The following is a 13,137-nucleotide window of genomic DNA, read 5'->3' on the forward strand; positions in this document are numbered from 1 at the left end:
GTCCGTACTCACCTAAGGAAAGTTTTTAAGATGCTTTTTCTATTATCTCAAAGCTTTTAACAAATAACCATATCCTTCTTGCTCCATCTCTTCTTTTGGAATAAAGCGCAGAGAGGCCGAATTGATACAATAGCGAAGACCACCCTGGTCTTTTGGTCCATCGGTGAAGACATGGCCGAGATGGGCATTGCCTGAGCGGGATCGAACTTCGATCCGCTCCATCCCGTGGCTATGATCCTGGTAATAGTGGACCACATCTTTGGCAATGGGACGGGAGAAACTTGGCCATCCACAGCCAGAAGCAAACTTATCCTTGGCAAAAAAGAGAGGTTCCCCCGTCGTAATATCCACATAGATGCCCTCTTCAAAGGTCTGATCATAGGCATTGTGGAAAGGACGCTCCGTCGCACTTTCTTGAGTGACTTGGTACTGCTCTGCTGTCAGTTTCGCCTTTAGGATTTCTTGATCTGGCTTCTGATAAGCTGCTGGATCAATCAAGGGCTGCTCAGCATCTGTCACATCGATATGGCAATAGCCTCCAGGATTCTTCTTAAGGTAGTCTTGGTGGTAGTCCTCAGCTAGGATATAGTGGCGCAAGGGTTCCAACTCAACCGCGATTTTGCGTCCCAGTTGCTTTTCTTCTTCCGCAAACACTTGGGCAATCACCTCACGATCTGCCTCGTCTGTATAATAGACGTCGGTCCGATATTGGCGGCCTCGATCATTTCCCTGCTTGTTAACGGACAAGGGATCGATCACCCGGAAATAGTAGAGCAGAATCGCCCGTAGGGTGATTTTATCTGGATCGTAGATGACTTGTACAGTCTCTGCATGATCCGTTTCCTTGATCAGTTGGTAATTGGTCGTTTCTACCTGGCCATTGGCATAGCCCACCGTCGTCTCTTCTACACCGGGGATCCGTGAAAAATATTCCTCTAAGCCCCAAAAACAGCCACCTGCTAAATAAATCTCTGCCATCTTTTTTCCTCGCTTCCTGCATTCCCCACAAGGAACGCTTCTTACTATTAGCTCCATCATAATCCAAGAGCCTCAGATTTTCAAGGATTCTGCATCAAAAATCCCTTCTACTATATGTAAAAGGGATTCAATCCTTCTTATTTTTCAAATAAGAAAAAGAGCGAGTAATAGAAGTTCCAAAACGATAGGGTTAACTGATGTAGAAAATCATGAAGGACTACCATGACCAACACCTCCTCCGAATATCTGTGGACAAACTCAAGGCACATCAACTACAAAACCACCGTCGGTCCATAGACCTGTAACTGAGGCTTCACAACCTCGTAATGCCAGTGATCATAAGCTCGCCAAGCTTGAAAGGCTTCTTCGTTCAATGCTAGCCCGCCCAGACCAATCAATAGACTGGCGGTCTGATAAAACTTTTCTAACTCAATCAACAGACGATTGTCTACCCGCCTAGCCTTTCGTAAACCTTTCAACATCTGATCTAGATTTTCTCGAAATCGAAGGGCATCTGGACTGGGGGTGCATCCTTTAGAAAAGGCTGTTTGAAGAAGGGTGACCGTCGTTCTTGCCTCTTGAATCACGTCCCTTTCTTCCATAGAAATCACCTTCCTTTTCACATCCATTGTACACCTTTTTCTCTCTATAAAAATGGAAAATCCCTAAAACTAGGAACAGAATGAGGCTGGGACAAAAGTCCTAGCCTCTCAATTATTTTTGGATTGTAGAGCAAGACGCAGTGGTTGAGTGGGTCTACTACGCTGATTTCATCAGCTTTTACAGCCCTACTCAACTGTGCGGAGGTGGGACGACGAAATCGAATTCTAACGAATGACCGATTTCTGTCCCACTCTCATAAAAAACTCCCCCAAGTTTCCACTTGAGGAAGTTTTTTTCGAAAGATTAGTCAATGTAGTGCAATTTCCCACGGAAGTCTTCCAAACTTTGGTAGCCTTTTTCTTCCATGATGGCTTTGAGTTCCGCAGTGATGCGTTCAAAAGCCCCCACTCCTTCTTTATGAAGCGTGGTTCCGATTTGTACCATACTCGCGCCACAAAGGATATGTTCAAAGGCATCGCGGCCAGTCAAGACGCCCCCTGTCCCCACAATCTGGATTTCTGGATTCAGACGTTGGTAAAAAGCATGGACATTAGCGAGAGCCGTTGGTTTGATGTATTCTCCACCAATCCCACCAAATCCGTTCTTAGGACGAATCACCACGGATTCATCCTCGATGTAGAGGCCATTTCCGATCGAGTTGACGCAGTTGACAAACTTGAGCGGGTATTTGTTAAAGATCGCTGCTACTTGATCAAAATGAACGATATCAAAATAAGGTGGCAACTTGATCCCTAGAGGTTTGGTGAAATAGGCAAAGACCTCAGACAAGATCCGATCTGTCGTATCAAAATCATAGGCAATCTGAGGTTTCCCAGGGACATTGGGACAAGATAGGTTCAACTCTGTCAAGCCTTTAAAGTCACTGTCTTGCACCTTTTTCAAGATGGTATGAGTTTCTTCAGGAGACATGCCGACGAGAGATAAGAAGAAGGTCCGGTCAGGATCCGTTTCTTGCAACTCCAATAAGTAATTCAAATAATAGTCCAACCCTTGGTTAGGTAGCCCCATCGAATTGATCGAACCAAGCGGCACATCTTGGTAGCGTGGCTCTGGATTTCCAGCACGGAACTCCAAGGTCGCGGTCTTGGTCACAAAGGTCCCAGCAGCTGAGTTCTTCACTTCTTCTAATTCCTCAGTGGTCATACAGGCTACACCTGCCGCATTCATCAAGCAGTTGTCAAATTCAAAACCAGCAATTTGCGTTTTTGTCGATACCATCTTGTACTCCTTTTTTGAAACACCACCAACAGAATCGTTCGGGATGCTCTCTATTTTCTTCTTTCATTATACCATCACTTGGAAGCTTCCGGACAATCAAAGCTAAAAATTCTTCCAAATATTTGGACTTTCCTAGTCACGATAAAATTTTCAGAAAATTCAACTTTTTTCTTTACAAGCCAAAAAAAGTCTGCTATAATGATCCATGTAATAAAACATGACATTGTTTGTCAACTGTCTCAAAGCCACTCCCCTAGCGGGTTTGCTGGTTTTCGTTTCATTCACAAAGGAGAATTAACATGACAACTGCAAAAGAATATATCCAAAGCACTTTCGAAACCGTAAAAGCTCGCAACGGCCATGAAGCGGAATTCCTTCAAGCTGTTGAAGAGTTCCTTAGCACTTTGGAACCTGTATTTGAAAAACATCCAGAATACATCGAAGAAAATATTTTGGCTCGCATTACTGAGCCAGAACGCGTGATTAGCTTCCGTGTTCCTTGGGTTGACCGTGATGGAAAGGTTCAAGTAAACCGTGGTTACCGTGTTCAATTCAACTCTGCTGTCGGTCCTTACAAAGGCGGACTTCGTTTCCACCCAACAGTTAACCAAGGGATCTTGAAATTCCTCGGATTCGAACAAATCTTCAAAAACGTTTTGACTGGTCTTCCTATCGGTGGTGGTAAAGGTGGATCTGACTTCGATCCTAAAGGAAAAACTGACGCTGAAGTGATGCGTTTCTGTCAAAGCTTCATGACTGAATTGCAAAAGCACATCGGTCCTTCTCTTGATGTCCCAGCTGGTGATATCGGGGTTGGTGGACGTGAAATCGGATACCTTTACGGTCAATACAAACGCCTTCGCCAATTTGATGCTGGTGTCTTGACTGGTAAACCTCTTGGTTTCGGTGGTAGCTTGATCCGTCCAGAAGCAACTGGTTACGGTTTGGTTTACTACACTGAAGAAATGCTCAAGGCCAACGGCGACAGCTTTGCTGGTAAGAAAGTCGTAATCTCAGGTTCTGGTAACGTTGCTCAATATGCTCTTCAAAAAGCAACTGAACTTGGTGCAACTGTTATCTCTGTATCTGACTCAAACGGTTACGTGATCGACGAAAACGGTATTGACTTCGACCTTCTTACAGACGTCAAAGAAAAACGTCGTGCACGTTTGACTGAATACGCTGCTGAAAAACCAACTGCTACTTACTACGAAGGTTCTGTATGGACTTATGCTGGTAACTATGACATCGCTCTTCCATGTGCAACTCAAAATGAAATCGATGGCGATGCTGCAAAACGTTTAGTCGCTCAAGGTGTGAAAGTTGTCTCTGAAGGAGCAAACATGCCAAGTAACATCGATGCCATCAACGTATACAAAGAAAATGGTATTCTTTACGGACCTGCTAAAGCAGCCAATGCTGGTGGGGTTGCTGTATCTGCTCTTGAAATGAGCCAAAACAGCCAACGTCTTTCATGGACACGCGAAGAAGTGGACGGACGTTTGAAAGACATCATGACCAACATCTTCAACACTGCTAAAACAACTGCAGAAACTTACGGACTTGGTAAAGATTACCTTGCAGGTGCCAACATCGCTGCCTTTGAAAATGTTGCAAACGCGATGATTGCACAAGGTCTTGTATAATCAATCGATATTTTTCTTTAAGACCTTCGGGTCAAAGCCTCTCAACTCCTGAAACCAGTATGTTTCAGGAGTTTTTTTATAGCTACAGACCTCTGTCAAGTCAACCCGACCAAGGGAGAAAAGCCATTTTTTAGATAAGGGACTCGACTGTCTCTAGTGGGGAGATGTGAGCCCTCTCTTTTTCTGTATCTTTTTCTAAAAAAATTTTATTTTTTTTACTTTACCCCCTTGCATTTTTAATAAATTAGTATTAAACTATAGCAAAAGGAGGTGTGCTTATGTTTCTTTTAGCTCAAGAAAAATCAGATACGATCGAATTCCTTAAGTCTGAATTGGTCCAATTACTCTCCAATATGCGACAAGAAATCGCAGCTAGCCGTCAATCACAGACCGGTGCAGCTTGCCATCATATTGAATATTGCATGGACAAGATCCAAAGGGCAAAAAGTTCCGTAGCCATTGCCCTCCCCATCGAATCCTTAAATCTCGAAATCACGACGATGTTGCGCCAGCAACTCATCGTCTTGCCACCAGAGGCTCGAAAAAATTGGGACCAGATTAAAAAGCTGGATTTCAAATACTGCTACTTAAAATAGAGAGTGGGACAGAAATCGGTAATTCGTTAGAATTCGATTTCGTCGCCCCACCTCCGCACAGTTGTGTAGGGCTGTAAAAGCTGATGAAATCAGCGTAGTAGAGCCCAGTCAACCGCTGCGTCTTGCTCGACAATTCAAAGATAACTGAGAGGCTAGGACTTTTGTCCCAGCCTCATTTTGTGTTACATGATCCCGTTCTTTCCTGTCGGTAGGCTAATCCCTGCTTCCATCAAGGCATCATGGTAGAGTTTATAGTAGGTATGATAGACAGTCGTCTGGGTTCCATTTTGGGCAGTCATCGCGATGCGGAAGGAATAACGACCATTTTTTTCGATCTGTGGGCCTAAAATCGTAGGACCTGTCAACACCTCTGGGTGTTTGTCTTGTTCAGACTGATTGACCTTAGCAATCACCTGATAGATCTTGTCGAGATCGGTATTTGCATCTAGCGGAATATCGATCAGCACGCGCATATCACCACGTGAGAGATTGCTGACGACGGTGATGTTGCGATTCGGAACAAAGTGGAGAGTCCCATCAAAGTCCCGCACCTGGGTCGTCCGAATCCCGACACTGCTGACGATGCCGGCAATATTGATAGACCCATTCGTGAGACGAACATTGTCTCCCACATCCAGCTGGCGTTCTAAAAGGATAAAGAAACCATTGACCAAATCGGAAAGGAAGCCCTGGGCTCCCATCCCGATAGCCACCCCAGCAATCCCAGCACCAGCCAATAGACTAGAGACTGGAAGACCGAGGATCGACAAGATCCAGTAGATCAAGATAAAATACAAGCAGTAGTTCAAGAGACTCTCTACTAAACGGAGAATGGTTTTTTTACGGGCTTCATCCTGCACCGTATACTTAAAAGAAGGGGTTAATATCCGCTTGACCAGGCTATGGATGACCTTTTTAGCGATAAAAAATAAGAGAAAGACAAAAATCAGGGAGATGCATTTTGAAATTAGGTCATCAAAAATAGTTGTCCAGTCTATTTTACTGAAATAACGTTGGAAAGCTTGACTCATTTATTCGGGCCTTTCTAACAAAGAATAGTATGATTATATCAAATATTCGGAAATAAGGCTATTTTTTAAAAATTTCATTGCTTTCCCCCCTAACTATCGTATAATATTCCTTAATTATTTTTTAAGGAGGCCTTACATGATTCATCGACTGATTACCACTTGGAATAAAACCAACCTTATGAAACGGATCGCAATCGGGATTGTACTTGGTGTCGTTCTAGCACTTGTATTTCCTAAAGCAACTGGGATTGGACTCCTAGGAGAGTTCTTTGTTGGGGGGCTCCGTGCCATCGCACCCCTTCTGGTCTTTGCGCTCGTCGCAAATGCCCTCTCCCAACACCAAAAAGGAACAGAGACCAATATGAAAAAGGTCATCGTCCTCTATCTCCTAGGAACCTTTGCAGCCGCCTTCGTCGCTGTTTTGGTCAATTACATCTTCCCCATCACCATTACCCTGACTGGAAAGGCCGCTGAAGGATCCTCTCCAAATGGAATTGGCGAAGTGATCAGTAACCTCTTGCTCAAGATCGTCGACAACCCGGTCAACGCCTTGCAGCAAGCCAACTACATTGGAATCCTTTCTTGGGCGACTGTCTTTGGGATCGCCATGAGAGAGGCGAGTGAACATAGTAAAGACCTCCTCCAAACTCTAGCAGACATCACTTCAAAAATTGTTGAGTGGATTATCAACCTAGCTCCATTTGGGATCTTAGGCTTGGTCTTCACGACCATCGCTGGCCAAGGACTAAGCGCCCTTAGTAACTACGGGATTCTCTTACTTGTTTTGGTTGGTACCATGGCATTTGTAGCCCTGGTCATCAATCCATTGATCGTCTTTTTCATGATCCGCAAGAACCCTTATCCCCTTGTTTTTAAATGCCTCCGTGTCAGTGGGGTAACAGCCTTCTTCACCAGAAGCTCTGCAGCCAACATCCCTGTCAATATGCGTCTCTGTGAAGAATTGGGGCTGAATCCAGACACCTATTCTGTCTCCATTCCACTTGGTTCAACTGTAAACATGGCAGGCGCAGCCGTGACGATCAATATTTTGACGCTCGCTGCTGCCAATACCTTGCACATTCAGGTTGACTTTGGAACGGCGCTTATCCTCAGTGTTGTGGCAGCCATCTCAGCCTGCGGGGCATCCGGAGTTGCGGGAGGATCTCTCCTTCTCATTCCTGTTGCTTGTAGCCTCTTTGGCATCACCAATGATTTTGCCATGCAAGTCGTCAGCGTCGGCTTTATCATCGGGGTCATCCAAGACTCTTGCGAAACAGCCCTCAACTCTTCGACAGATGTGCTCTTCACCGCCATCGCCGAAATGAGCAGCTGGCCAAAAGAAAAACGCTATTAAATGATTCTATCTCAAATAGACAAGAAAACCCAGACCTCGCGATCTGGGTTTTCTTATTTCTTAAAGTATTGTTTGCTTTCTTTGATGATGACAGGGGAGAGAGCTAAAAGGGCAATCAGGTTAGGCAAAGCCATCAGTCCATTCACAATATCCGCAATCACCCAGACCAGATCCAGCTTAAGGAAACCTCCTAGTCCAACCATAAAGACAAAGAAGGTCCGATAGAGGTTGATATGTTTGACACCAAATAGGAATTCGAAACACCGTTCCCCGTAGTAAGACCATCCAAGAATGGTCGTTGTCGCAAACAGCACCAAGCACAGCGTTAAGATAATGCCTCCAACCGGGCCAAAGACACCTGTAAACGTATCCTGAGTCAGGGTACTAGTGCTGCCCTTAGCCATCCACTCACCTGAAACCAAGAGCGAAAGTCCTGTCAAACTACAGATGATAATGGTATCAATAAAGGTTCCTGTCATGGAGATCAAGCCCTGCTCGACTGGCTCATTGGTCTTCGCCGCTGCTGCTGCAATGGGTGCAGATCCGAGACCCGATTCATTGGAGAAAACTCCACGCGCCACCCCTTTTTGGATAGCCATTTTGACCGTTGCTCCTGCAAAACCTCCCATGGCTGCAGTTCCTGTAAAAGCACCAGAAAAGACTGCTTTTAAGGCTGGAAGCAATTGGTCCAGATGCAAGGCAATGATCGTGACAGTCGCAAAGATATAGGCAGCAGCCATAAAAGGAACCACTTTTTCAGAGACTTTGGAAATCCAGTGAATCCCACCAAAGATGATGGTCGAAACCACCAGAGCAATTACTACACTAGCCACTTCTGGAGCTGTCCCAAAACTGGCTTGAAGGGATCCCGTAATGGAATTAACCTGGGTCATGGTTCCGATCCCAAAGAGGGCTACCAGCACTCCTGCAACCGCAAAGAAAATAGCCAGTGGTCGCCACTTCTCTCCCATCCCGTGAAGAATGTAGTACATCGGACCTCCTGAGATATGACCGTTGTCATCCTTGGTTCGATAACGAATGGCTAAGAGCCCTTCTGCATACTTGGTCGCCATTCCAAAGAAGGCTGCCATCCACATCCAAAAGAGGGCACCTGGGCCACCTGTCTGAATCGCTGTAGCTACCCCTACAATATTCCCCGTCCCTACAGTAGCCGCTAGAGCTGTCGCAAGGGCTCCGAAACTCGAGATATCCCCGTGTCCCTCATCTTCTGTAAAGATCAGGCGAAAAGCTTTTGGAAGGTAGCGTATCTGAAGCAAACCCAAGCGAAGGGTCAGGTAGATCCCTGTTCCTACCAAGAGCACCAATAAGGGGGCGCCCCACACTAAATTATCGAGCTGCTGAAAAAACTGCAATACATGATCCATTTTCTGTCTCCTTTTTCATCGACCGCTCGACAGAAAAGAGAAAAAGAAAGAGCACATGTCAAACATGTACTCTGGTCCTGCTTAAAATAGGGGTCTTCCCCTATTTTTCGCTCTGTCCTTTTACCTGAGAGTTTGAGTAGATGCATCATCCTCTACCTTGCCCCTTCGGTGCCATTTCTGGTCTCTCCAGAGTTCCGTCCATTCACAGTCACTCACGCTCCTGCAAACTTCATTCGGTCGTATGTAATTTTCTCTATTTTAATCGATTTTCAAAAGCTTGTCAATCGTTTCTGAAAATATCTTGTATGCTACCTGAAAATACACGGTTTTTAATCACTCAAGGAGAAGTGATTGGTCATGAGGTTGCTAGCATCGAGCAAAATCTTGTCCAAGAGTTGATCTGTCGCTTCCTGGATTTGATCACTCATAGCTTGGTTTTCCGCCTCAAAATCAACGGTTTCACCTGCTGCAAGTGCACGATCGACTTTATTGATGCGCGCATGTCCCCAGGCCATTGTCGTTTCTTGGTAATCGTCCAAATCACCAACATGGTGAGCATAGTGAGGATCTGCCAGTCCCGCAATAATCCGGTTGGCCCAGTAGAAGGAATCCGTTGTTACCTTAGCCGTCGTATTGGCAAAGTAGTCTGGTGTTGTATCCACTTGGGTAAAGAAAGGAACAGCTGTATTGTAAGGCATGGAGCCATAAGAAATCCATTGGATGCCTGTCGTTTCTTGTGGTTTATTTGGACGCAATTGCAGAATCGCTGTCTGGCTGGTCCGGTTGATCCCGATCGTCCGGAAGGTCCGCTGACTCACGTGATCTCCTTCAGGACCATAAGGATCGTAGATAGTGTCTTGGTAGTGGTTGCTCAAGACATATTTGACATCTTCAATCGTTACCTTACGATAAGGTTTTTGACACCAAGGAATCTCAAAACTCCGTGGATCCTGCTCGATTTCAGGATTGAGGAAACGCTGAATGGCCCAAGCCCGCGGTGTATTGTAGTGACGGTCCTTGTCTTTTTGGCTACCAAAGGCATAGCGTGGATTAAAGCCTTTCCCTTCTTGATCCAAAATCAAATGGTGCTCTGTGACAAAACGTTCAAGATCCGGATCACAAAGAAACTCATCTGAATTGCCAAATTCAAAATAATCACTTCCCAGTTGGTTGGGGTTGGTCACATAGGCATCATCTGGAACACGGCGCGCCATCCAGTGGTGACCTCCGATGGTTTCCAACCACCAGATTTCATGGACATCTGAAATGGCAATCCCGTTAAACTCATAAGTTCCGTACTCTTCCAAAATCTTTCCGAGACGCAAGACCCCTTCGCGGGCTGTCTTGACATAAGGCAAGACCAAGGTCAGCATATCTTCCTCACCGATGCCACTCTCTACAAGAGGATCTGCCCCTAGCACACGGCTATTGGTCGTAATGGTCTCTGTCTCACTCATAGCTACATTGTAGACATTGATCCCAGCTTCTCCCCAGATCCCGTCTTTAGGAATGGCATCTGGAACCGCTGTATAGCGAACTGGATTATCTGGCAAGTCGATTTCAAAAGTTGATAAAACCGACTTGTAATGACGCGGTTGATCTTCTGGTTTGACCACGATCAATTTCTTGGGCGTAAAAACGCCATTTTGAGAATCCTCTGTTCGTGCTACAATGGTCGAACCATCATAGCTAGCATTTTTTCCGACTAGAATCGTTGTACACGAATCTGCACTTTCACGTTTACGCATGCGTATCCTCCCAAATCATTCATTGCCTCTATTATAGCACTTTTAAAAGGGAGGACCTACTGAAAATCAGATTTAAAAGTGAATCCTTTTCAACAACTTTCAATCATTTTCATTATGTCAGATTTTAAAAATCCTAGCTGATAAACAGCTAGGATTCGATTAGCCTTTAAACGTGACAATGGTTGCGCCACTTCCACCCGCATTTTGGGGGGCATATTCAAAACTTTTGACATGTTTGTTGCGACGGAGGTACTTGGTCACCCCTTCACGGATAACTCCCGTCCCGATCCCGTGGATGATATCGACTTGGGCCATGTTGTTGAGCAGAGCCTGATCGATAAAGCCATCTAGCTCTTGCATGGCCTCTTCATAGCGTTTTCCACGGAGATCCAGACGCGCTCTCGGCCCACTCGTGTTCGAGCGTTTGACGACATTCACCTGGCGTTTCTTAGGTTGAGCCGCTTCTTTTTCAGCCTTGATAAGGTTAAATTCTTTTTCTTCCAAGGTCATCTTGATCAAGCCAACTTGCGCCTCCCAGCGACCATCTTTGAGTTGCTTGACTAGGGTTCCGCGTTGACCATAGCTGATAACCAAGATTTCATCTCCCACCTTAGGAGCACGCGCCTTTTTAGCTTTTTTCAAGACCTTGTTTTTAGAAAGGTCAACGGTTTCAGGCGCTAGTTTTTTCAACTGAGCCTTGGCCTCAATGATCTCATGTGGTTTTAACTGGGATTTAGCGTGAAGCCCTTGAAGGATACGGTCACTCTCTGAGAGGGCCATGTCCACAATTTCCTTGGCCTCTTCTCTTGCCTTATTGAGCTCTGTTTCTCTCTCTCTGGTCAATTCGTTATAGAGCTTTCGAAGAGCGCGATTGAATTTGAGATTTTCTTGCTCGACCTCTTGAATGGTATCCAAGCGCTTGCGACTTTCTAAGGTCTGCGCCTCCAATTTTTCAATAATTTGATTGACATCATTATCCGTATTGGTCATCTTCATGGCATCCTGGATAATAGTCTCAGACAAGCCCAAACGGCGGGCAATTTCAAAGGCATTGGAGCGGCCAGGAACTCCTTGCATGAAGCGATAGGTCGGACGCAGACTCGCTGTATCAAATTCCATGCTGGCATTTTGCACTCCTGCAGTCTCAATCCCGTAGGCCTTGAGCTCTGGATAGTGGGTTGTCGCCATGGTCTTAATCCCGCGTAAGCGCAGGTCTTCTAGAATGGCAATAGCAAGGCCAGCCCCCTCTTGAGGATCGGTTCCAGCCCCCAACTCATCCAGAAGGATCAAGGAGGCGGTATCCACTTGATGTAAGATCGATACGATATTGGTCATATGACTGGAGAAGGTCGACAAGCTCTGCTCGATCGATTGTTCATCTCCAATATCTGCAAAGACCTGTGAGAAGATCCCCACACGACTACCTGGATCCGCTAGGATGGGAAGACCAGACTGGGCCATAATTTGCGCTAGTCCCAGCGTTTTTAGCATGATGGTTTTCCCCCCTGTATTGGGACCGGTAATCACAATTTCTGTCAAGTCCTCGGTAAAATGCAGGTCATTCGCGACGGCATTTTCAATCAAGGGATGACGTAGTTGCAAGAGCTGAATAGAGCGATTGTTACTAACCTCTGGTACCACTGCCTTACAATCGCGCATAAACCGATACTTGGCCTTGATCAAGTCTAAGTGACCGATAATCCAAGCGTTGTTAGCAATCTCTGCTGCGTGAGGGCGCAGGGTGTCAGACAATTCCTCCAGAATCTGAATGATTTCATACCGTTCATCGGCTCGATGATTGGCAATTTCTTCATTAAGATTGACGACTGCTCGAGGCTCGATATAAACGGTATTCCCGCTAGCTGAGATATCGTGGACCACCCCTGCAATCCGGTTGCGATAGGTATTTTTTACGGGTAGAACATTGCGGCCATTCCGACTAGCAATCACAGCATCCGCCAACATATCGGCCTTGCTTTTCAGCAGGTCTTGTAGAATCTCTCTGACCTGATGTTCATTTTCCTGGATTCGGCGGCGGATTTTGGCCAATTTTTCGCTAGCAAAAGACTCGACAAAGCCTCCTTCGTTGATAGCTTGAAGCCCACCTTGTAGGCGAGGAAGATCTACCAAGTTGTCAAAGAGGCGATTGAGCCTTTCCAGACGGACATTTTCCAAGTTGTCGTAGAAATCCTTGAGCTCATGTGTCACCCGAAGGACAGCTTTTAGCGCTAGTAATTCATCGATATTGAGGGCCGCCTCCATCTCCAAACGCTTGGCGACTGGACGGACATCTTGAATGGTCGACACGGCAAAGCGAGGCTCTTCCAAGAGGATCTGCTCCATATCTTCTAGCTCCATAAAGGCCGTTTCGATAGTTTCTTTTTTATCGGTTGGAGTAAGGACTGCTAGCTCCATCTCCCCTTGTTCTGTCTGTAGATAGGGTTCAAAGAGTTGCTTGACCTTGTCAAACTCCAGAATATCTAAGATTTTTTTATTCATGTTTCTCCTACAAAAAAAGTGAGCGTCCTTCCTTGAATCGGACTTATCTCACTCCTTT

The 13,137-nt window shown here is 45.7% G+C and carries 10 protein-coding genes and 1 riboswitch; of the genes, 3 read left to right on the forward strand and 7 right to left on the reverse strand.

What is annotated here, in order from left to right; genetic code table 11:
* Window positions 1-42: 42 nt before the first annotated feature.
* From msrB to HMPREF2686_RS04390, 3 genes are all read right to left on the reverse strand, one after another.
* Window positions 43-978, reverse strand: coding sequence for a peptide-methionine (R)-S-oxide reductase MsrB (gene msrB / locus HMPREF2686_RS04380; RefSeq protein WP_070449361.1), 936 nt, complete (start codon window positions 976-978; stop codon window positions 43-45).
* A gap of 272 nt (window positions 979-1,250) precedes the next feature.
* Complete coding sequence (locus tag HMPREF2686_RS04385) at window positions 1,251-1,607, reverse strand: helicase BlpT (RefSeq protein ID WP_070449363.1); 357 nt, start codon at window positions 1,605-1,607, stop codon at window positions 1,251-1,253.
* 277 nt (window positions 1,608-1,884) lie between these two features.
* Window positions 1,885-2,820, reverse strand: coding sequence for a dihydroorotate oxidase (locus tag HMPREF2686_RS04390; RefSeq protein WP_070449364.1), 936 nt, complete (start codon window positions 2,818-2,820; stop codon window positions 1,885-1,887).
* A 299-nt stretch (window positions 2,821-3,119) separates the two neighbouring features.
* On the opposite strand from HMPREF2686_RS04390, the gene gdhA reads away from it, so the two are divergent.
* Both gdhA and HMPREF2686_RS04400 read left to right on the forward strand, forming a co-directional pair.
* Complete coding sequence (gene gdhA / locus HMPREF2686_RS04395; protein ID WP_070449366.1) at window positions 3,120-4,466, forward strand: NADP-specific glutamate dehydrogenase; 1,347 nt, start codon at window positions 3,120-3,122, stop codon at window positions 4,464-4,466.
* A 278-nt stretch (window positions 4,467-4,744) separates the two neighbouring features.
* Window positions 4,745-5,062 (forward strand): hypothetical protein, encoded by a 318-nt coding sequence (locus HMPREF2686_RS04400; protein ID WP_049485484.1) that lies wholly within the window; start codon window positions 4,745-4,747, stop codon window positions 5,060-5,062.
* Window positions 5,063-5,244: 182 nt separating this feature from the next.
* Here the strand turns inward: HMPREF2686_RS04400 and HMPREF2686_RS04405 are convergent, their stop codons facing one another.
* Window positions 5,245-6,093, reverse strand: coding sequence for a mechanosensitive ion channel family protein (locus tag HMPREF2686_RS04405; protein ID WP_070449368.1), 849 nt, complete (start codon window positions 6,091-6,093; stop codon window positions 5,245-5,247).
* A gap of 136 nt (window positions 6,094-6,229) precedes the next feature.
* On the opposite strand from HMPREF2686_RS04405, the gene sstT reads away from it, so the two are divergent.
* On the forward strand, window positions 6,230-7,447 hold the full coding sequence (sstT, locus tag HMPREF2686_RS04410) for a serine/threonine transporter SstT (RefSeq protein WP_070449369.1): 1,218 nt from the start codon (window positions 6,230-6,232) through the stop codon (window positions 7,445-7,447).
* Window positions 7,448-7,500: 53 nt separating this feature from the next.
* On the opposite strand, the gene HMPREF2686_RS04415 is transcribed toward sstT, so the two are convergent.
* The 3 genes from HMPREF2686_RS04415 to HMPREF2686_RS04425 form a co-directional block, all read right to left on the reverse strand.
* Window positions 7,501-8,832 (reverse strand): alanine/glycine:cation symporter family protein, encoded by a 1,332-nt coding sequence (locus HMPREF2686_RS04415; protein ID WP_070449370.1) that lies wholly within the window; start codon window positions 8,830-8,832, stop codon window positions 7,501-7,503.
* A 102-nt stretch (window positions 8,833-8,934) separates the two neighbouring features.
* Window positions 8,935-9,032, reverse strand: a riboswitch (glycine riboswitch).
* Window positions 9,033-9,161: 129 nt separating this feature from the next.
* Entirely contained in the window at window positions 9,162-10,580 is a 1,419-nt protein-coding gene (locus HMPREF2686_RS04420; protein ID WP_070449372.1) for a C69 family dipeptidase, read from the reverse strand.
* A gap of 159 nt (window positions 10,581-10,739) precedes the next feature.
* Window positions 10,740-13,079 (reverse strand): endonuclease MutS2, encoded by a 2,340-nt coding sequence (locus HMPREF2686_RS04425; RefSeq protein WP_070449373.1) that lies wholly within the window; start codon window positions 13,077-13,079, stop codon window positions 10,740-10,742.
* Between the last annotated feature and the right edge of the window lie 58 nt (window positions 13,080-13,137).

This window comes from Streptococcus sp. HMSC057G03, assembly GCF_001808745.1.
Lineage (GTDB): Bacteria > Bacillota > Bacilli > Lactobacillales > Streptococcaceae > Streptococcus > Streptococcus parasanguinis_Z.

Excerpts from the sequence above, each read along its gene's own strand:
- msrB (WP_070449361.1), bottom strand. The coding sequence starts at position 978 with ATGGCAGAGATTTATTTAGCAGGTGGCTGTTTTTGGGGCTTAGAGGAA.
- HMPREF2686_RS04385 (WP_070449363.1), bottom strand. The coding sequence starts at position 1,607 with ATGGATGTGAAAAGGAAGGTGATTTCTATGGAAGAAAGGGACGTGATT.
- HMPREF2686_RS04390 (WP_070449364.1), bottom strand. The coding sequence starts at position 2,820 with ATGGTATCGACAAAAACGCAAATTGCTGGTTTTGAATTTGACAACTGC.
- gdhA (WP_070449366.1), top strand. The coding sequence starts at position 3,120 with ATGACAACTGCAAAAGAATATATCCAAAGCACTTTCGAAACCGTAAAA.
- HMPREF2686_RS04400 (WP_049485484.1), top strand. The coding sequence starts at position 4,745 with ATGTTTCTTTTAGCTCAAGAAAAATCAGATACGATCGAATTCCTTAAG.
- HMPREF2686_RS04405 (WP_070449368.1), bottom strand. The coding sequence starts at position 6,093 with ATGAGTCAAGCTTTCCAACGTTATTTCAGTAAAATAGACTGGACAACT.
- sstT (WP_070449369.1), top strand. The coding sequence starts at position 6,230 with ATGATTCATCGACTGATTACCACTTGGAATAAAACCAACCTTATGAAA.
- HMPREF2686_RS04415 (WP_070449370.1), bottom strand. The coding sequence starts at position 8,832 with ATGGATCATGTATTGCAGTTTTTTCAGCAGCTCGATAATTTAGTGTGG.
- HMPREF2686_RS04420 (WP_070449372.1), bottom strand. The coding sequence starts at position 10,580 with ATGCGTAAACGTGAAAGTGCAGATTCGTGTACAACGATTCTAGTCGGA.
- HMPREF2686_RS04425 (WP_070449373.1), bottom strand. The coding sequence starts at position 13,079 with ATGAATAAAAAAATCTTAGATATTCTGGAGTTTGACAAGGTCAAGCAA.